The sequence below is a fragment of the Paenibacillus sp. 05T425 genome, assembly GCF_056396205.1.
Genome location: NZ_JBFTLA010000009.1, coordinates 261,815 through 281,698 on the forward strand (window position 1 = coordinate 261,815; position 19,884 = coordinate 281,698).

Below are 19,884 nucleotides of genomic sequence, written 5' to 3' on the forward strand. Positions count from 1 at the left end.
TGCTCAAAATAAAGAAAGCTGCTTCGCGACGAGAAATCGCTATAGCAGCCCTCTATATTCCGACGGCGAGATGCCGACATGTTTTTTGAATTGCTTATAGAAGTAACCCGTCTCCCAATAACCGACGTTCGTGGCGATATCATGCACCTTAAGCGTCGTATTCTTCAGCAGCTCCTTCGCCTTCTCGACCCTATACTTATTCATGTACTCGGTGAACGTCTCGTTCACTTCCTTATGAAATAGCTGGCCCAAGTAAACGGGATGGATGTTGTACATGGCGCCCAGCTTCTTCAGCGAAAGGTCCTCGTTGAAGGCGTCCTTAATATGGTTCAGCACCTGCTGCACGATCGGACTCTTCACATCGCGAATGAGCGCATCGACCGTCAGTCCCGCCGCTTCCTTCAGCATCTCCACCACTTGCTCGAGCGATGCCGCCTGCCGCAGCTGATCGAAGCTTCCTTGGAACAGCTGCGTTTCCTCGTCATGGCGAATTTCCTCGAGCTGCATCTTCAAGCGCACCGCCAGCTCCATGCCCGTATCGCGAATATCGGCCGGAGTGAGTCCTTCCCGTTTCTGAAGCTGCGCAAAATCATCCTCGAGGCGGTGCAAGAGCTCCTCCTTCTCCTTCGCCATAATGAGCTGCGCATACTCCGCCCAATCAAGCGGAAACCGCTGCTGATTGTCGCCTTGCCCGCTCGGCAGCTCGTCATAACGTACGATTTCCCGGTCAGGGTAGATCATGTAGTATTCCTGAGCCTTGCGGGCATGAGCATAACTTTGCGCTGCATCCTCCAGCTTCTCCACGCTTCCGAGCGAAAGTCTCGGCTGCTCCTTGCCCGGCCACTCGGCTCTAAAGCTGCGCAGCAATTGCACTGCTTGCTCCAAGCCTTCTTCTCGTTCGTTCAGCTTGAACACAACGACGACATCGCCCTCCATATCGCGGAATGCGATGATGGAAGTGCCATAGTCGCTTTCGTTACGGGTCGCCATCCAATCGAGCGTCTCCCTCTGCAGGTGCGCCATGCTAATGATGGCGATCGCGACATAAGGCGTATCGAGTCTTATGCCGAGCAGCTCCGCGCGTTCGCCGAACTGCGCCGGATCGATCTGATTCATCAGCCAGCGGTACATGACATTGTCCCGCAAAATCCGTATGCTCTGCTTATTGAAATCGATGCTCGTCTTGGCTTCGTTAAGCTTGCTGATCGTATTGGCCAGCGTCGCCTTCAGCTCCTCCAGATTGATCGGCTTCAGCAAATAGTTCTCGATGCCAAGCCGCATGCCTTCTTTCAAATAATCGAACTCGTTGAAGCCGCTCAGCACGATAACCTTCAGGTCGGCATTCAGCGTCTCCCTCGCRCTTCGAATAAGAGCCAGCCCGTTCATGACCGGCATCGAGATGTCGGTAATCAGAATGTCGGCCGGACGCCCCGTGAGAGCCTCCAGCGCATCCTTCCCGTTCTCCGCATGGCCGACAATCTCCAGATCCATGCCGCCCCAATCGATAATATCGTAAAGCCCTTCGATGATGAACGGCTCGTCGTCCACAATAAACACCTTGTACATATCCGCATCAAACCTCCCCTTCATCCGGAAAATAAACGGACACCGTCGTCCCTTCGCCCAGCTTGCTCTCGATCGCGATACCGTATTCGTCGCCGTAGAGCAGCTGCAGCCGTTCATGAATGCTGCGCAGCCCGAACGATTCGCCGACGTTCTCCGGCGCGGACAGCGCCGACTTTATTTCACCGAGCCTTTCCGGCTTTATGCCCTTGCCGTTATCGGAAACCGTTACGCTAATCAACTCGCCTTGCTTCGCCACTTCAATATCGATGCGGTTGTCGCTGCTGTCCGAGCGAAGACCGTGCAAAATGTAATTTTCAATAATCGGCTGCAGCGACATCTTCAGCGCCTTCTTGTTCTTCAGCTCAGGGCTGCAATCGAAAGCGTAGGCGAACCGGTCCTTGTAGCGTATGCGGAACAACTCGAGGTAAAGGCGGCATGCCTCCAGCTCGTCCTGCAGCGTATAGTTCGGCTTCTGGTGCACGTAGCTTTTGAACAGCACCGACAGACTGTAGATCATTTCGCCGACATCGCTTGCCCCTTGGGAGATAGCCCTCATCCGGATGACCTCGAGCGTATTGTACAGGAAGTGCGGATTGACGCGCGCCTCGAGCGCCGCCAGCTCCGTATGCTTCTGCTTGATCTCGGCCTTGTACACCCGGTCGATGTATTGATTCAGCTCTTCGAGCATATCGTTGAAGCTCTTCGAGATTTGGCCCAGCTCGTCTTCCTTGCCGTCCACGATCCGGACCGTCAGATCTCCTTGCTTCACCTTGCGGGTAACGCGAATGATGTTATGCGTCCGCTTGGCGAAATTCGAGATGAAGATGGACGGGATGAGAATCGCGAACAAAATACAGATCGAGCTGATCGTCAGGATCGTGCTGCGAACGCCGCGATACGACGCTTCTATCTCTTTCTTCGGCACGACGCTAAGCACAGTGAAGCCGCCTTTCGTGCGCTGAAGCTTCGACACGATCATCCCTTGGCTCGTTTCACCGTCCGAATCGTATACCGATTCGATCTGCTCCAAGTACGGATAGGGCTTGCCATAATAGACGTCCGAAGTATCAAACACCACGTCCCCTTCCTCAGACAGCACGAGGATGGAGCCCATCAGCTTGTCCTCCATCGAAGCGTAGCTGGCTTTGACTTTGTCCGCATCGAAGAAAACGAGCAGTTGGCCGATATTGCGCAGCGTCTGATTGTTGTTAATCGGCACTTTCACGCCGTACAGCTTGAGCTCAGGATTCAGCTTAACGGCTTTTTTCACCCAAATGTTCGGAAGCGATACGTTCGAGCCCTCCTCCAAGTACATGGCATCAKGCACGTACGAATTTGCAGCGTTCGTCGAAACGATTTTGAACTGCCTGTTCACGTTATACGTATAGAGCTGCTGCTGCTCCGCGCTGTACATCATGAGGCTCGTAATGTCTGCATCGTCGTCCAGCATATTGCGAAAATATTGCACGGCATCCACGGAGGAGCTGTTGTTGTTGTAATATTGGTCGAGCCCGAACCTCACGTAGTCCGGGTAAGGCTTTTCCATCAAATAAGACATATTGAACGCCAACTGATTGTCTCGATACACGTCGACCATCATCGTCTGCACGGAATCGTATTTGTTCCCGATATAATTGCCTACGCTTTCGATCGCCCGCTTCTGCACGTCAAGCTGCCTTTGGAGCGCCGATTGCGACATGGATAAGTACATCAGATAGGAGAACGTGATGATCGTGACGATCGTGATGCCGGCGAACAACAGAATCATTTTGACGAATAAGTTATTTTTCATATATTTGCGGTACAAGTTGCCCGTCCCCACGTTTTAGCCTCCCCTCCTTCTCTTCGCAAACCATTATACCGAACGCACTTCATTTCTCATAAGCAGACGATTCAATTGTTCATAGCTTGACGCGATATGATGCGGCATATGCTCCGACTCGGGCTTCGCGCCGCGGTGATTGAACCAAATGACGCTCCAGCCCGCCTCAATCGCACCAATGACGTCGTTGCGCCACGAATCGCCGACATAGATGCAGTTCGCCGGCTTCGTTCCCGTCTGTTCATTCACGTATTCGAAAATACGGCGATCCGGCTTGTCGTGGCCAACCTTGCCCGAAACGAATTGACGTTCCGGCGGGATAAGCGCATCGAGCTCCATCGCTTTGATCTTGCTCATCTGATGCGCTTCCGCCCCGTTCGTGATGAGTCCGACAACGAAGCCGGCCCCGCTCAGCCGCTTCAGCAATTCGCGCGCGCCGTCGAACATCTGAATGTCGAACTGGCAGCCGATATAAGCAGCCTGAATGTCGGCCGACTGCTGCTCGCTAACCTCGATGCCGAACTCGGCAAGCGTGAGCTGGAAACGCCGACGGCGCATCATTTCCGTCGCTTGCCCTTCCTCCATTTTGCCCGCTCCGCCCATCTCCAGAGATAGTATGTCGCTATAGTAGCGCATCCGATGATACGCCTCTTCGTACGGGAACGCTTCAGTAGTCGCTGCGACCGTCTTCAACGCTTTCCGAAACGGCGTCAAATGATCGTATAATGTATCGTCCACGTCAAAAAATACGGCTGTATGAGTAACATTGGTGTCCAATTTCATTACTTCTCCTGTCTATCACTCGTTTTTTTGTACTTATTCTACCACTAGACGGGGGCAGATAGCTTCTACGATTGCAAAAAGGCTAAAAGTGCCGTGTTCGTGCGAGGCTGTAAGTGCGTATGCGCTCTTACAGCGAAGGAGTAACCCGTTTGTGTCACGGGTAAGGTCATATATGCTCTTACAGCGCTAGGCTTGGCGGTTTCGGGACTGTTGTGTGGGTCCACGCCTAACACAAAAAAGCTCTGCCCGCTCCTATTGGAACGGACAAAGCTTTGGTTAAACTTAATTCCTATTGCTTCTTCACCACGACCGTTATCGTATCGCTCCAAGTAACGCCAGCCGCATTCACAAGCTCGCATCGATACGTATAGGTGCCCTTAGCCTTACCCGTGATTGTTGTCACTGCGTTTTGCGCGCCAGGCGTAGATTCGCTGAGCGGCTTCACATCGATGAGCTGACCGTTCTCGTAGAGACGATACTCCGTGGCATTCGTTCCCCACCACATATTCATCGTTACCTTGAACTGGCCGTCTCCATCCCAGTTGTCGCTGGACAATACGGGTTTGCCCGGGTTTGCATCCTTAACGACGACGACGAGCGGCGTGCACGAAGTTGTGCCGAAAACATTCGTCAGCTCGCATGTATACGTGTACGTACCGTTTGCTTTGCCTGCAATCGCAGTCGCGACGGTTTGCGCAGATGGCGATACGTCCGTCAGCTTCTTCGTGTTAACGAGTACGCCATTCTCATACAACTTGAACTCCGTACCGTTGTTGCCGTGCCACAGGTTCATCGTAACGGTATAGCTGCCATCCTTCAATCCGGTGTCATAACCATTGTTGTCGCTTAACACCGGCTTGCCAGGAGCGCCTTTCGCCAGCGGCTTCACAACTCCAAAGGTAACACTGCCTGCTTGTTCATTGCCCGCTTTGTCCGTAATGGTAAACTGAACCGTATGCGATCCCGCCGAAAGAGCCGATGAGTTGATAGCCTTACCGCTGACAATCGCTGTTCCGTCAAGCAACAATTGCTCGGCTGCAACGCCGGATGCCGCATCCGTACTTGTCAGATCGAATCGCAGCGGCTCTCCTTGCGTAATATCATGGACAGCACTGCCCGACTGCAACAGCTGCGCCGACGGCGCTGTTTTGTCCAGCTTCACCTGAACCGTCTTGACCGATTCCGCTGCACCTGCGGCATCAACCGAATAATACGAAATCGTCGTCTCGCCTTCGAAAGAAATCTCCATAGGCTCTGCATATACCCCGTAAGCGCCATCGTTGACCGCATAATACGTGGTTAGCGAATCTCCTTCACCAGAAGGGCCGGCGGTTAAAGTCACCGTAACATCCTCGTTAAACCATCCATTCGCATTCGGCGATGCTGATAAGGAAGCCGACGTATCCGGCAGTCCGTAGCTGTATATATGGTCAGGCAGCTCATCCAGCGTAATGACATAATCACTGTTAAATACTTTATCCAAATGTTCTGCGGTGTTAGTGACGCCGTCCGTAATGAAGCTGCCTGCCCATGTGCTGAACCAGCTCCAGTCGGCGTTATAAATTTGTAGCAAATCCGGATCCGGAATCGGTCCGTTCTCTGGCAGCGTAACCAGCTTCTTATCGTTCACAAGCGATACAAGGCTGTCGTATTTATTGCTGCTCGGGCTGTAATCACCCGCCGGATTGTAAATGTCGGTACTAATAATATCTACTACATCATCGCCTGGATACCAGTCCGCTGAAGGAGAGTTCCAAATCCAGATCAGGTTGTTCAAGCCATGGTAGTTTGTCATCCGGTCGTACATCATACGATAAAGCTCTTTCGCTGCTTCTGGACCGCTCGCTCCCCACCAGAACCAGCCGCCTTCTGCCTCATGCAGCGGTCTCCATAGCACGGGAATGTTCGCATCTTGCAGTCGCTTCAACTGCACCGATATCGCATCGATGTCGCGAATCAGCAGCTCATAATCCTCCGAATCCTTGTTATCTAGCGCATACTGAAGATTAAAAGTTGTGAATTCTGTATAGAAGCCTCTCCACCATTCCTTGCCCACTTCATTGCCGAACAGCCCCTTCGGAGCGTTCCAATGCCAGCACAAGGAAATTAGTCCGCCTCTCTCCGCCCAGTCCATCATCTTCTCGACCTCTTGCGAAGTCGACCCGTACTCGACGCGGGAAGGCGAATACTCAATCAGGTCAGTTGAGAAAATAGCCGGATATTTGCCCGTTTGCTCATAAATCCATTCTGTGTTTTCCAACGTTTGCTGGCCGGAAATAATCTTTTTGCCGTAGTTGTCCACGAGATAGTTCATGACCGCTTGCGCCTCTGGCGAAGCGTTCGGATTCACAAGCGTCTTCGGCACATTATGCGTCTTCGGCGGAGCCGTAGGCGTCAACGAAACGTAGTCGATATTGTACCAGCCCCAGAACGGCTCGAACGTAATCGTATTTTCACCTGCTTGAAGCAGCAGCTTACCTGCCTGCTTCTCCGAGAACTCGGTCGTCTGCTCAAGCGGAACGCTTGCGACAGGAGAACCGTTCAGCAGCACGGATGTCTCTTTGTAACCATACGGAGCTTGGTAGCCGATAGCAAAATCATACAGCCCCTCAGAAGCCGCGTTGTACGTCAGTGTAATAGTACCGCTCCCCGACATGAACACGTAGCCCGTGCCCGAATACCCCGGCGCGTCCATCAGCACGGATGCCCCTTCGCCTATGACGCCGTTCTCCGCCTCGACGCGGTCGGCTACCGGTTTGTCGGATTCAAGCGTAATGTACTCAATGCCGTAGTATCCCCAGTTTCTCGCAAAACCGATTGTGTTTGCCCCCTCTTGCAGAAGTACTTTACCGGCCGCGTACTCACCAGTTACTTCACCCGCGGGCAATATCGGCAGCTTTGAGTTGCCGTTTGACTGTCCGTTAATGAGAATCGACGTTTCCTTGTCGCCATAGGGCGCGTAATAGCCGACTATTAACTTGTATAGCCCTGTCTCCGGAACGTTCACATTGAACGTAGCCGTTCCAGGACTCGCTTCGTCATGCTCATAGAAGAAGGAGACGTAGCCTTCGCCTTCATAGAGAGCATCGCCTCCAACTGGAACGGTTCTGAATTCAGGTCCAATGCCAGCCAGCAACGCATCGACAGCCTTGTACGTACCGACGACTTGCGTAGGCGGCTCCGGATCGACAGGGACATCAGTCCGTGCAGACAATCGGATATTATCTACATAGATTGCACCGTTGTAGACGAGATCCATGTTCTTCTGCATTTGAATAACGAGCTCGCCTTGCGCTGAGCCTGTCGGTATGACGACGCTTTTATGGATCGGCACATAGGAGATGCCATTGATCGTCTGAGCACCCGAGGCAAGCGCGGTTATATCATGATTGCTGTAGTCTAACCCCTGCCAACTGCCGTTCAGATCAGTGCTGACCCCGAGAACGCCGGGGAAAGACTGCGGGACATAGAGATCATAATCGACCTTGCCGTATTTCGTTAGATCAAGGCCGTGATATACACGAATGGCAGCGGTCTGCCATGTCGCAGTGTTCGAATAGCTCGTATTTACTTTTAGCGCATAGCTATTGCCTTCAGCAGCGAGATCGCCGCTTGCTTCTACCGATACTAGCGCATCCCCCCAGCCGCCCTGCCAGCCGCTTATCGTGCCATCCTCGAAGTCATAATTCACATCCTCTGTCTGCGCATATGCAATGCCTGCAACCGGTACTAACAAATAAATCAGCATCGATAAAGCTATGAGACTGGACAACCATTTTTTCCTTGCTATGAACAAACCGCATCCCTCCGCACCATATATTGGATAACATCATTATAATTACACCAATATTATACATGGAAGCGATTACATAAAACATGGCGTGATCATTGTTTTTTGTATCTTTTTTGATATGTTAGCTAACAAAAATAACAAAATAAAAATAGCTCTGGACAAGAGTTTCCTCTTGATCAGAGCTATTACCTCATGGCATCACGCTAGATTGACCCGCATATTGCAGTATTGCAATAGCCGCACGTTCCCTCCGATCCGCATTGTCGCTATGCAGCGCAGCTTCCAATACCGTCAGCGCCTCTGCGATGAGATAAGCAGGTACTGCAGAAGAAGGCCCTTCATCGCTCGTTTGATTAACGTTCGGCTTCTTTACTGCCCACTCGTTCTCCAATTCCGTCCTGGAGACGGGCTTCTCGAATCGTGATACCGCAGCCTCATCCGTTAGAAAAGCGTGCAGCTCCTCTCTAAGGTCGGCACGAGCATACCGTTTCAACCATGTAACCCCGCGTCGATGACAGCTGCCGTCTTCCTCATTATCGAAGCGATCGACATAATAGTAGTCGCCTAGATCTCCTAGATGAACATCGTCCCCGTCAGCCACAAGCACGTAGTCGCCATCTTGCATATGGAGCACGAAGCGGCTGAGCTCCTCGATATTTTTGCTAAGCGCCGCAGCTTCCGCCCCGTATTGCCGAGTTACCCGCGCAACGAGCTCCGTCTCACTGACACACTCCAAATCCCCTAATCCAGCAGAACCTGTGCAAACGTAGTTATCCTCCAGAAAAGAAACCATACGATGCTGCCCATTCTGTATAGGCTTCATTTGAAACAAGGTCATTGCCCATCCCCTCCTTTACCAACGAATTTGGGTGATTACATGCAAAATACGTTCCCCTTCACCCGAGTCGATATCCCATCCTCCGATTTCTTCTTTTAAACGCGACAGGTTGGTGTACCCTTTGGCTAAACCATTCAAACGCGCAGCTAGCGTAGAACTCAGCAGCTCATCACGCGAGGAATACAGACCATTAAGCGCATCAACCGCTTGTGGATATCTGTGCAAATAATATTTCTGATGCCTATCCTCAGCTTCCCAGAACATTGTATACGGTTGTATTTCCGTATCGGGTGCTGTCTCCCGCTCCTTCAGCACCTTTTGTATAGCGTCTAGCTGCGATTCATGATGATAGATCAATAAGGACTGATATTGTCTTCCCTTGTAACCATTAATATTGTAGGGGTTATGGTTATCCCAGAAAAGCCGCAACAGCTCTTCAAGGGAAACAACGGCGGTATTGTACTCTAGCTCTACCGTCTCCGAATGGTCGCCCATCTGGCGATAGGTTGGAGCTGGCGTTGTGCCTCCGGCATAACCTGTCCGCGTACGAACGACGCCCGGGACGCTGCCGAACAATGCATCCGGACTCCAGAAGCAGCCCATACCAAGTATAATCGTATCGCTCATCTGCGCGCCTCCTTCTCTAAGAATAATTACCGGAACGCCGACCTTTGGCCGCTGTTTTGCTGGTGGGTATTGCTATAATGGATTTCTGCAGGATAGAAGCCCCATTTGAAGCTTGACTGAGTGCTATATTGGATTTTCGCATCAACTCCATGCTTGAACAGCCGAAAAGTTAATGCAATTATCCAACATAGACGCAAATAAAGTTTGAGCACAGTTGAGATGATTCCGATCGAATCGAATAAGCCATGTATCTTTATTTTAGCCGAAAGCTGTCTATCTGACGAAATAGTTGGTAAAAAAAGAATCATAACCCCAATCGGTTATGATCCTTATCGCCTTACTTATGAGTATGGAACCGCATACTGGGCATGATGATACTCCATCGACATCGTATCGCCCGCTTCCTCTTGGGCCGAGAACGAGACGACGTAGTCGCCGTATGCATACTCCAAATACCACCCGCTGCCCTCTTCGTCCCCATAACGATAGCCCTCTCCCATAACGGCCTCGATCTCGTCGAACGTATCACCGACAACGACACCGCCGATTGAAGCGCCCCTCGGAAGCGCTATGGATATGATTTTGCCATGCTCGATCGTTCCGTCCTCCGCCCTCGCGGCGCTAGTCAGAAAAACAACATCGGAGTAGGAAAAATAAAGACCGCCTTCATAATAATCAGCCTCAACCGGCTCGCCGTAATGCTCGGCAATCAGCTCTGTGGAGTCGCCCAAAACGAGCGAAATTACTTCTAGCTGCCCTGCGTACATACCCTCAATATTTTCGTTCGCATCTGTCATTGGCGCTTGAGTAGACTCGGCAATTTCCTCAATTCCCTCAACGGGTTGCCCCTCTGTTCCGGAAGCGGCCGAGCCGTCTTCGAATACTTTGGTCAGCACGGACAGCTTAATCAGCTCCGTCTGCGGGACATCATTGAAGGACAATGCACCTACCTCGAACGTATCCGACTCGTCGTCCACAATAAATTGCAAACGTGCTTTAACTTCTGTATCCATATACATCATCATACCTGTAAACTCAACGACATGCTCATCCGTATCTGACAAGAAATAGGTCCATGTAGGTCCCGCAAAAAACTGCTCGAATGTATCTCCGTACAATTGATCCGGGTTATCCTCCTGGTAGCCACCCTTAACTGCCAACACATAAGGATTCGCGCTATCCGTGACATTCTCGATCTGATCCTCGATCATCTGTGCAGTCTGCTTCGTTTCGACCGAGCACCCGCTTAGAATAACAAACAGCAAAGCTAATCCCGCAATACCCTTAACTATCTTTCTAGTACGATTATGACCCCTCATGATTCCGTTCCCCTTCTGTATGTATGCTAGGTGTGCCAGAACCGTCACGGGGCTTCCAAATATCCCCTAGTTCCAAAGTCCATCATACTCACATCATCAAAATCATACAAGCATGAAATGAAGATAAGTCCTTCGATGCATAAAAAAGAAGCGGATCCGGCTGCTTATTGCCGAATCCGCTTCATCCCTTATATTTTGCGCTTCTGCTTCACCGTAGATCCGCTCATCAGCTCGAGGCTTTCCTTATATTCGACTGCGCCGATCTCACAGCCGGGCCCAATCGTCACACGTTTACCGCGAACAATACCCGCCTTCGTATACTCGATATAGATTTGATCGCCTTCAATGACGTTCGTTGTCAACGACGCCTTGGCGTCCGGCCTGAAGAAAAACAGGTTGAACGGATTGAGCAGGCTTGCCTTCTTGATCGTGATCTTCTCCCCGCCAATCTCATCAGCCGAGCAGTCCTGATACAGCTTAATGTCCAGCCGTCCCGCATTCAGGAGGCCTCCAATGTGGAACATGCCTCTCACCGTGAACTGATCAACCTCGCAGGCTCCCTTCGCTTTCAGTTCACCTTTCAGTATGAACCGCTCGCTGCGCACGTTGCCCGCAACCTCCATCGCCCCCGAGCAGCGAAGCTCCTGTATTTGCACATTTCCTGCAACTGTCGCCGTTCCTGTCACCTTCGCGGTTGCTGCTTGCACATGATCCGAGAAGACGGCTGTGCCGACAACATGAATGTCCTTCGTCTGCAATCGCCCGTTCATCTCCAGCGTGCCCATAACTTTGAGCTTATTGCTCTGCACATCGCCCTCTATCGAGCCTTCTCCGACAATTTTCACCCGATCATAATGGCCGCCAAGCGCAACGGAGCTACCCGTAATCGTTAAGCCACCGCTCGTTAATCCGCCTTGTGACATACTGCTCATTCCTTTAGCCTCCCTCCGTCTTCTCCTTTATTGCTTAACCTTGCTGCCGACATGCGCGCTCTTATCCTGAACGAACTTCTCCTTATACTCCACAAGCTCAATCTCGCAGCCCGCACCAATCGTAACGTTATTCCCGCGCACGACCTTTGCCTTCGTATATTCCACATGAATGTCGTCGCCTTCAATTGTATGAACACTCAGCTTATCGCTGAATGGAACAGGAAGCGTCTTCAGCCATTTAAGTAGACCTTTGCTCGATCCCTTCCGAATACTAATGCGCTCGCCGCCGATTTCTCCAATGCTGCAGTTCCCGTGGATCTTCAGTTCGACCGTCCCTGCGTTTAGCAACCCTACATGCAGCCTGCCGCTCCCGCGGAACGTTTCCATCTCGCACTTGCCCTTGACCGTCAACATCCCGTTAATCTCCATAAAGTCGCCTATCAAATCGCCATCTATTGTTACTTTACCGTTCAGCTCAAGCTGCTTCGCGAGCATATTGCCCTCGATGTGAGACGTTCCATACAATCGGGCTTTTACAGATTCCAGACTGCCAGAGATCGTCGCTATACCATCCAGCACAAAGTCCGTGCAGCGTATGCTGCCCTTCACTCGCCCGATTCCTTCAATCTTCGCCATGCCGACTTCGCCGCCCTGCGTAGAACCTATGCCCACTATCTTAAGATCAGGCTTACGTATCGCCTCCATTGACATATCCCCCTTCACCTCTTGTTAATAAGACGACAGCTTCAGCTTCAATTCCTCGATACACTTGGCAATAGGAATATGCAGGGCAATTCTAACGCCGCTTTCCATGTAAAGCTCGCTTCCCGATGCCATAAGAAAAAACGTCGATACGCCCATTTTGCGAATCAAATATAGATCACAAGGTTTGCCCTCGAATTTCGGGTAATGCTCCGTCAACGTTCGAAGCAAGTTTTTGACCTCGTCCAGGCTCATCTCGCCCGTCAACAAGCTTTGGTCCAATATGTAAAAGTACATCGTCTGCTCGAAGGTGTAGAGAGGCAATCTGCCCATTTGCTCTTCCGCAAAATCCGCTGTAACATTCGTAACAATGTTTCGTTCAATTAATTGCTGCACACTGAGTGCCAGTCCGGCAGGCGTTGGCGAAAACACTTCAGCCAGCTCATCGAGCGACAAATCATCCTTCATGTTAATGATTTTATCGATTCTGGCCAGCATTCGTTGCTTCGGAAAAAACGTCTCTTGTCCCGTAAATGCGGACTTCCGGATAAACCAATCCTCCGGCAGGAGGTTTTTGCGCTTCCATCGGTACAACTGTCCGTATGAAATACCCGTCAGCTCAAGCAGCTCTTTCTTGGATATGAGTTCATCGTCCATCCATCATAACGCCCCTTTCTGCTATCAATGTAACATAACATTGTTACGCAGTAAAGAGGCGGATATTGCTTTGAATTCTACCGCTGGTTGCAAACCTTAATTCTACCAACAATTGATAGGCTGCCGATCGCCCGCATGCTATGCTGTTATTGACAGTGCGCGCTGTACGTAACCTTTTAGGAGGAATCAAAATGCTTGATTTACGATTAATAGGAGCCTACATCTCGAAGCTTAGGAAAGAGAAGGACCTGACGCAAATGGAGGTGGCCGATCAACTGAACGTGAGCCACCAAGCCGTCTCGAAGTGGGAACGCGGAGAGTCAATGCCTGATATCGGAACGTTGCCCGGGCTGGCGAAGTTCTACGACACAACCGTCGACGACATTATCAATGGCGGAGTCGCTGGAGTTGGGCATAGTCACCATACCGGGACGATTATTGAGAAAATAGCTGTCAACGAAACCGATCAAGTAGCCGATATGGTGAACGACGGCAGCATAGAAGCGGATGAGCTCGTGGAGGTTGCTCCGCTTATGAGGGCAAGCACGCTTAAGCAGGTCACCGATAAAGTCGATCATACAAGGTTCAGTATGAATGTCATTCAGCAGTTAGCGCCGTTCCTGCCCGCAGAGACGATCGATGCGCTCGTGCTCCAGGCAGCGGATAATGAAATACCTTGGGAAACGGTTGGTTCGCTCGCTCCGTTCATTAGCAGGGAAGCGCTCGGCAAGCTGGTCGATCGGACAATCGCCGGTACCGTAGATTTATCGCAAATCGTCGGGCTCGCCCCTTTCCTCCACCGGGAGAATATCGACAAACTCGTCACCCAAGCGGCAATCGGCAACATGAACTGGAACGCCGTGCAAGGTCTCGCACCGTTCATCAGCCAAGGCACGCTCGGCCGGCTCGTCGATCAAGTGGCCGACGGCAGCCTGGATGCGAGCCGCGTTATCGGTMTCGCCCCTTTCCTCGGCAAGGCTCATATCGAAAAGCTGCTGGAAGGAATGAACGAGGACAACTACAATCCCGACCTGCTAGCAAGCCTCGCCCCCTTCATCGGGAGGGAGTCGCTGAGCAGACTAGTGACGGGGCTTGTGAACGGGATAAAATAATGCGAAAACCCGCGAAGCTGCACAGCTTCGCGGGTTTTCGCATTTAACGCCCTATTTTACTTGCCGCTTAATCGGCGTTCCAGCTTACAATCGTGCTTCTTGCCTTCATACATCGCGAATTGCAACCAGCTTAATGCCCTCCAGAAGCAATTTCAACGTCCGCATGGCTTCTTCAAGCGCATCCGGCCGCGCATCCGCATGCGCCAGCCAAAGCGAGGCTTCGTTCAGCGCGCCCGATAACAAATGCGTCATCGCGTCGATGGATGCACGGTTTAAATAACCTTGCTCCTTCATAAGCCGCAATTGGCCTCGCAGCAAGCTCATCGCATGCTGTTCGTCCATTTCGCGCCACACGTTCCAACCGAGGATTGCCGGGCCGTCGATCAGCATAATGCGCTTGCGGTTCTCTTCTACCGCCGCCATCACGAATGCGCGGCAACCCAGATAGAGCTGCTCCCAGACGTCTTCCGATGCCGAAGCGTCCCGTTCAACGCGCTGGGCCACTTCGCGCTGTACCGATTCCAGCACGCTGCGGAACAGCTCTTTTTTGCTGCGAAAATGATGATAAACGGCACCGCGCGTCAGATTCGCTTCCTGTACGATCATCTCCAGCGCCGCATCCGCATAACCGTATTCCGTGAAATGCCGCCTGGCTATTGCCGTAAGCGTATGAATCGTCTCGTTCGTCTCTGCTTTCGTTCTTCTGGCCATAAGGAAGCTCCAATCGTCTGCTTGTCAACCGTTCTAGCCGGTCCGTCTCGTTGTCATACATTGTAGCGGACGATTCAGGGTCTTACAAGTATTGTTCGCTATAAGCTTCAGAAGGCGGAATGACTTGAATCATATCGATCAGTACGCCGTTCGGATCGGCTGTAATAAAGTGTCGCTGACCGAACTCCTCATCCCGAATATCTTGCAGTAGCGGCAGCTTGGCGATCTGAATAAGACGCTCGTACTCGGCATCCGCATCCTCTATCTCCAGGTTCAAGATAAGTCCATTTACGCTCGCCCCATGTCCCTCAGGAACGGTAGAATGCGCCGGATCCAAAATCGCCAGCTCGAACGGAATTTCACTGTTAGCAAGCTTCAAGCTCACGTACCAATCTGCCTCGAATACCTTTTCAAAGCCGAAATATGCCGTGTAAAACGCTGCGGTCTCCGATACTTTCCCCGACTGAATGACCGGATAAAAACTCGTTACTTTCATTGGAACAGCCTCCTTGATTTCGTCATTTGATGTGTTGATTGCATTCATATTAACATACATACTGTATGTATGTAAAATGCGCGCTATAAACCAAACAATAAAATAACACACGATCATCGTAGGAATAGCTATTCAGTAATGAAGGGAACTGCTTTATGCTAGGCTCATACGACCAATCCGAACCTTGCCTCATGAAACGACCCTTTCATCCTCCACTATCTTTGCACGATGCATGTTGCACGATGCATGTTGCACGCTGCGACCTCAACTCTGCACACTCTACTTCTGTCAAATTGTGAAAACAAATGAAAACAACATAACCTATCTCTCTATTAAGGAGGTGATCGTCAAAAGTCCACTCGTTTTGCGCAATAATGTAAGCGCATTATTTTCCTTAAGAAAGATATAACTAGGAGGTTATTTATGTTCTCTATGAGCAAACGGCTTACGAAAAATCCGTCCTTCATCCTGTTCCTGTCCTTCGTGGTATTGCTGTCGCAGTTCACCCTCTACCCTTCCGACTCGTCCGCCGCTGGCGGGCCTAACCTCGCCGCGGGCAAAAACGTAACCGCAAGCGGTCATGCCGACGTGTACGTTGCGGGCAACGTCGTCGACAGCAACGCAAGCACGTATTGGGAAAGCGTGAACAACGCATTCCCGCAGTGGATTCAAGTCGATCTCGGCGCTAGCGCCAGCATMGATCAAGTCGTGCTGAAGCTGCCGGCAGGCTGGGAGACGCGCACGCAAACGTTGGCCGTGCAGGGCAGCTCGAACGGCTCATCGTTTACCGACATCGTTGGCTCTGCAAGCTATGTGTTCAACCCTTCCGTTAGCGGCAACTCCGTAACGATTAACTTTGCCGCTGTCAGCACGCGTTATGTTCGCCTGAGCATCTCCGCCAACACGGGCTGGCAAGCTGGACAAATTTCCGAATTCGAAATTTACGGATCAACCGTCACACCTACACCAACGCCTCCAGTTACTCCTACTCCTACAACAGCACCTACAGGCACTTATCAAGCCGAAAGCGCCGCACTCGCTTCCGGAGCCAAAGTAAATACCGATCATACCGGATACTCCGGCACAGGTTTCGTAGACGGTTACTGGACACAAGGCGCGACAACTACGTTTACGGTTAGCGCAGCGTCAGCCGGCAACTACGATGTTGCCTTGAAATACGGCAACGCCCAAGGCGGTTCGCGCACGATCAGCGTTTACGTCAACGGCACGAAAATTCGCCAGACAACGCTATCTAACCTCGCGAACTGGGATACATGGGGCACGAAATCGGAAACGCTGGCTTTGAATGCCGGCAGCAATACGATCGCGTACAAATATGATGCGGGCGATTCCGGCAATGTTAATCTGGACCAGATTACGTTGACATTCACGAATACGACGCCTACACCTACACCAACAGCTTCGCCAACGCCTACACCAACACCGACTCCTACACCAACTGCATCTCCTACTCCGACACCTACGATTACGCCTACACCTACACCTACGACGCCAACTGGAAATAATGTCGCATTGAACAAAAGCATTACCTCTTCCTCTACCGTCCACACTTTTGTAGCAGCTAACGGCAACGATGGCAGTACGGCTACATACTGGGAAGGCAGCAGTAACCCGAGTAGCCTCACAGTCGATCTCGGCTCCAACCATAACATCACATCAATCGTCTTGAAGCTGAACCCGGCTACGGAATGGGGCACTCGCACCCAAACGATTCAAGTATTAGGCAACAACCAAGAAACGGCAACCTTCAACAATATCGTATCCGCCGCGTCGTATACGTTCAATCCGGCTACAGGCAACTCTGTCACGATTCCGGTCACCGCTGTAGTCAAACAGGTACGCTTGAACATTACAGCCAACACCGGTTCTTCTGCGGGTCAAGTAGCGGAGTTCGAAATATACGGCACACCAGCTCCGAATCCGGATCTGACGATTACCGGCATGACCTCCGCGCCGGCATCACCAGTCGAGACCGATGCCATTACATTGAGCGCAACCGTCAAAAATAACGGCAACGCGAACGCACCGTCAACTTCGGTCAACTTCTATCTGGCTGGCGAGCTTGTCGGTTCTGCACCGGTCAGCGCTTTGGCGGCCGGCGCCTCAGCAACGGTTACACTGAATGCCGGAACGAGAAATGCCGGCACTTACGCAGTAAGCGCCAAAGTCGATGAGAGCAATGCCATCATCGAGCAGAACGACAGCAACAACAGCTTTACGAGTGCGTCCTCGCTGACAGTCGTTCCCGTGCCGAGCTCCGACCTCATTACAACGGCTTCCTGGAATCCAAGCAATCCGAGCGCAGGTAACACCGTAACGTTCACGGTTAATTTGAAAAACCAAGGCAACGTTGCATCAGCAGGCGGCGCCCATGCGATTACGCTTCTGCTGAAGAACGCGGCAGGCACGACGATTCAGACGCTGAACGGCTCATATAGCGGAGCGCTCACGGCTGGCCAATCTGTCAACGTCAATATGGGAACTTGGACCGCTGCGAATGGCAGCTACTCCGCGACAGCAACGGTTGCCAATGATGCGAACGAAGTAAGCATCAAGCAAGCAAACAACACAAGCACATCAAGCCTTTATGTAGGCCGCGGCGCGAATATGCCGTTCACCATCATTGAGGCGGAAGCTCCCTCCAACACGACGAACGGAACGAAGCTTGCCCCTAACTTCAAGCCTGGCGACTTCGCCGGCGAAGCTTCCGGACGTTCTGCCGTCCATCTCGATGCAACGGGTGAATATGTCGAATTTACGCTTACCGCCCCAGCGAACGCATTCGTTCTTCGCAACGCGGTAGCCGAAAGTACGACCGGAACGGTCAGCATTTACGCTAACGGTGTCGATAAAGGCAACTTCAACGTCACCTCCAAGTTCTCTTACGTGTACGCAACGCCTAGCACGCTCGGCCGACTCGGCTACGACAACGCTCCTGGGGCAGGCTTAACTGCATACTGGCTCTATGAAGATTCGCAGCTCATGCTCGATCAAGTGTATCCGGCAGGCACGAAAATCAAGATTCAGAAGGATGCCGGCGACGTATCCTGGATTTATGTCGACATGATCGAAACGGAAAACGTCGCGGCGGCTGCCTCCAACCCGGATCCAAGCAAATACGTACAAGTTTCGGCTACCAAATCCATTGAGCAGGCGCTTAACGAATTCAGGCAAGACAACACGAAGAAGGGCATCTTCATCCCTGCCGGCGAGTGGACGATCAACAGCAAAATCTTCCTCTACGGCCGTGCAACGGAGATCATCGGCGCAGGCCCATGGCATACGAAGCTCGTCGCTCCGCAGAGCCAATCCAATACGGATGTGGGCTTCAATATCGGATCGACCGCGAACGGTTCGACGATCAAAGATCTGTCCGCATGGGGCAACTATGTTTACCGGACAGACGGTCCAGGCAAGTTCATTGACGGCAACGGCATGCAGGACGTTACGGTTCAGAACATTTGGGTCGAGCACTTCATCTGCTTGTACTGGGGCGTCAACTCCTCCTACAATACGTTCCAAGACAACCGAATCAAAAACACGTTCGCGGACGGCATCAACATGACGAACGGCTCGTCCTATAACGTCATCGACAACAACTACTCGCGCGGAGCCGGCGACGACGCTTTCGCCTTGTTCAGCGCGGTGGATGCAGGCGGGTCTTACAACGTAGGCAACGTATACTCCAATCTGACCGCTACTTGCGTTAGACGCGCAGCCGCATTCGCCGTATACGGCGGTTCCGGCAACCTGTACCAAAACCTGTACGGCGCAGATACGCTTACGTATCCGGGCCTCACGATCAGCAGCCTCAGCTTCGGCTACAACACGCTCGGATTCGGGGATCAAGATACGGTCATCGACGGCGTAACGCTCGACCGTACCGGCGGCGACTTCTGGACCAGCGTTGGCGCGGACGACAAAATCAACGAATACCAGAACTTCGGCGCGATCTGGTTCTTCGGCGGCGACCGGACGTTCAAGAACATCCTCGTCAAGAACGTCGACATCAATAATCCGGTCTACTTCGGCCTAATGTTCCAGACGAAGTCGCCGGAAAATCTTGCGATGCAAAACGTTCGCGTCGAGAACGTCAACATCAACAACCCTACCCGCTACGGCATCAAACTCGTCGTCAGAGCGGAGCAAGGGCAAGGCCCGGCGGTCGGCGGGGCGAGCTTCACGAACGTGAAGATCAACAACCCAGGCGTAGCCGCCATTTACGGCGAGAGCGGCAGCCCGAACTTCACCGTCACGAGAGTGTCCGGTAACAACTGGTGATCATACGCTGCAACGCAAAAAAAGAGCTTACTCGGGCAACCGAGTAAGCTCTTTTTCTATTAACTGGACTTTTCCATATATAGGTTCCTTTCGTCAGTCGTATAGAGTATCTTTAAAATATGTCTAAAAAGTACACCGATGGTTAAAGGAGCACAACTATGCCGGACTGGTCGTATCAGACCTTATTTCGACCTTTGTTATTTATACTGCCATCACGATTAAGC

At 51.8% G+C, this 19,884-nt stretch carries 14 protein-coding genes; 2 read left to right on the plus strand and 12 right to left on the minus strand.

Going from position 1 to position 19,884, the window contains the following annotated elements; translation table 11 throughout:
* Positions 1-39: 39 nt before the first annotated feature.
* From AC1DF0_RS21695 to AC1DF0_RS21740, 10 genes are all read right to left on the minus strand, one after another.
* Complete coding sequence (locus AC1DF0_RS21695) at positions 40-1,566, minus strand: response regulator transcription factor (RefSeq protein WP_477575282.1); 1,527 nt, start codon at positions 1,564-1,566, stop codon at positions 40-42.
* A 7-nt stretch (positions 1,567-1,573) separates the two neighbouring features.
* A complete protein-coding gene (locus AC1DF0_RS21700) occupies positions 1,574-3,388 on the minus strand; it encodes a sensor histidine kinase (RefSeq protein ID WP_477575283.1) in 1,815 nt (604 codons plus the stop codon).
* A gap of 33 nt (positions 3,389-3,421) precedes the next feature.
* The gene (locus AC1DF0_RS21705) at positions 3,422-4,171 is read right to left on the minus strand and encodes an HAD family hydrolase (protein WP_477575284.1); all 750 of its coding nucleotides are present in this window, start codon (positions 4,169-4,171) and stop codon (positions 3,422-3,424) included.
* 289 nt (positions 4,172-4,460) lie between these two features.
* Positions 4,461-7,967, minus strand: a complete 3,507-nt coding sequence (locus tag AC1DF0_RS21710; RefSeq protein ID WP_477575285.1) for a glycosyl hydrolase — start codon at positions 7,965-7,967, stop codon at positions 4,461-4,463.
* A 187-nt stretch (positions 7,968-8,154) separates the two neighbouring features.
* The gene (locus tag AC1DF0_RS21715; protein ID WP_442048436.1) at positions 8,155-8,802 is read right to left on the minus strand and encodes a hypothetical protein; all 648 of its coding nucleotides are present in this window, start codon (positions 8,800-8,802) and stop codon (positions 8,155-8,157) included.
* A gap of 15 nt (positions 8,803-8,817) precedes the next feature.
* Positions 8,818-9,429 carry a peptide-methionine (S)-S-oxide reductase MsrA gene (locus AC1DF0_RS21720; protein ID WP_477575286.1) on the minus strand — a complete coding sequence of 204 codons (612 nt, stop codon included), beginning with the start codon at positions 9,427-9,429 and terminating at the stop codon, positions 8,818-8,820.
* A gap of 341 nt (positions 9,430-9,770) precedes the next feature.
* Positions 9,771-10,748, minus strand: coding sequence for a hypothetical protein (locus AC1DF0_RS21725; RefSeq protein ID WP_477575287.1), 978 nt, complete (start codon positions 10,746-10,748; stop codon positions 9,771-9,773).
* A 188-nt stretch (positions 10,749-10,936) separates the two neighbouring features.
* The gene (locus AC1DF0_RS21730) at positions 10,937-11,680 is read right to left on the minus strand and encodes a bactofilin (RefSeq protein WP_442048433.1); all 744 of its coding nucleotides are present in this window, start codon (positions 11,678-11,680) and stop codon (positions 10,937-10,939) included.
* A gap of 27 nt (positions 11,681-11,707) precedes the next feature.
* Entirely contained in the window at positions 11,708-12,385 is a 678-nt protein-coding gene (locus tag AC1DF0_RS21735) for a bactofilin family protein (protein WP_442048432.1), read from the minus strand.
* A gap of 24 nt (positions 12,386-12,409) precedes the next feature.
* Entirely contained in the window at positions 12,410-13,039 is a 630-nt protein-coding gene (locus AC1DF0_RS21740) for a YhbD family protein (RefSeq protein ID WP_477575288.1), read from the minus strand.
* Positions 13,040-13,230: 191 nt separating this feature from the next.
* Here AC1DF0_RS21740 and AC1DF0_RS21745 point away from each other — a divergent pair, with 191 nt between their 5' ends.
* The gene (locus tag AC1DF0_RS21745) at positions 13,231-14,151 is read left to right on the plus strand and encodes a helix-turn-helix domain-containing protein (protein ID WP_477575289.1); all 921 of its coding nucleotides are present in this window, start codon (positions 13,231-13,233) and stop codon (positions 14,149-14,151) included.
* A gap of 105 nt (positions 14,152-14,256) precedes the next feature.
* Here AC1DF0_RS21745 and AC1DF0_RS21750 read toward each other — a convergent pair whose 3' ends face one another.
* Both AC1DF0_RS21750 and AC1DF0_RS21755 read right to left on the minus strand, forming a co-directional pair.
* On the minus strand, positions 14,257-14,862 hold the full coding sequence (locus AC1DF0_RS21750; RefSeq protein WP_477575290.1) for a TetR/AcrR family transcriptional regulator: 606 nt from the start codon (positions 14,860-14,862) through the stop codon (positions 14,257-14,259).
* Between the two features lie 82 nt (positions 14,863-14,944).
* Positions 14,945-15,358 (minus strand): VOC family protein, encoded by a 414-nt coding sequence (locus AC1DF0_RS21755; protein WP_477575291.1) that lies wholly within the window; start codon positions 15,356-15,358, stop codon positions 14,945-14,947.
* A 423-nt stretch (positions 15,359-15,781) separates the two neighbouring features.
* On the opposite strand from AC1DF0_RS21755, the gene AC1DF0_RS21760 reads away from it, so the two are divergent.
* Positions 15,782-19,660, plus strand: a complete 3,879-nt coding sequence (locus tag AC1DF0_RS21760; RefSeq protein ID WP_477575292.1) for a galactose-binding domain-containing protein — start codon at positions 15,782-15,784, stop codon at positions 19,658-19,660.
* Positions 19,661-19,884: the final 224 nt, after the last annotated feature.